Source organism: Streptomyces brasiliensis, assembly GCF_014647875.1.
GTDB lineage: Bacteria > Actinomycetota > Actinomycetes > Streptomycetales > Streptomycetaceae > Streptomyces > Streptomyces brasiliensis.
On record NZ_BMQA01000270.1, the window covers coordinates 1 to 607 of the forward strand.

General features: G+C 65.6%; 1 protein-coding gene. It reads right to left on the minus strand.

Annotated elements, in window-relative coordinates:
* Nucleotides 1-9: 9 nt before the first annotated feature.
* The coding region (locus IEZ19_RS50125; RefSeq protein ID WP_189318000.1) for a TetR/AcrR family transcriptional regulator at nt 10-607 on the minus strand (598 nt) is incomplete at its 5' end.

The following is a 607-nucleotide window of genomic DNA, read 5'->3' on the forward strand; positions in this document are numbered from 1 at the left end:
TGGGAGGGGTCAGGGTGCCTGGTCTGTGGTGGTGATGGAGGGGGTCGTTTCTGGCGCGGTTGCTGAGCCGGTGCGTGCCAGGAGGATTCCTGTGACGCCTTGCAGGAAGGTTTCGGAGACGAGCTCGGGGTCGAAGAGGCAGCCGGCCGCCATGGCGCCGTCTCTGAGCATGACGAGGTGTCGGGCGGCTGGGTCGGCGGGCGCGTCGCTGGTTTGTGCGAGCAGGTCCGTGATGGTTTTCAGGAACCACTGGCGGTGGGTCAGGATGAACTGGTGGATCGGGTGGGCTGGGTCGGGGTATTCGGCTGCTGCGTTGAGGAAGGCGCAGCCGCGGAAGCCTGGGCTCAAGATGCCTTGGGTGATGGATTTGGCGACGGCCTGGACTTTGTCGACGGCTGACTGGCTGCTCGCCTGGGCCGCGGCGACCTGTCCTCGGATTCCTTCGTCGGCTTGGTCGAGGTAGGCGAGGACGAGGTCTTCCTTGCCCGCGAAGTGTCGGTACAGCGTCGCCCGGGTCACCTTCGCCTCCACGGTGATCCGGTCGATGCCGACGGAGTGGATTCCTTCCGCGTAGAAGATCCTGGTTGCTGTGCTGAGCAGCCGCGCT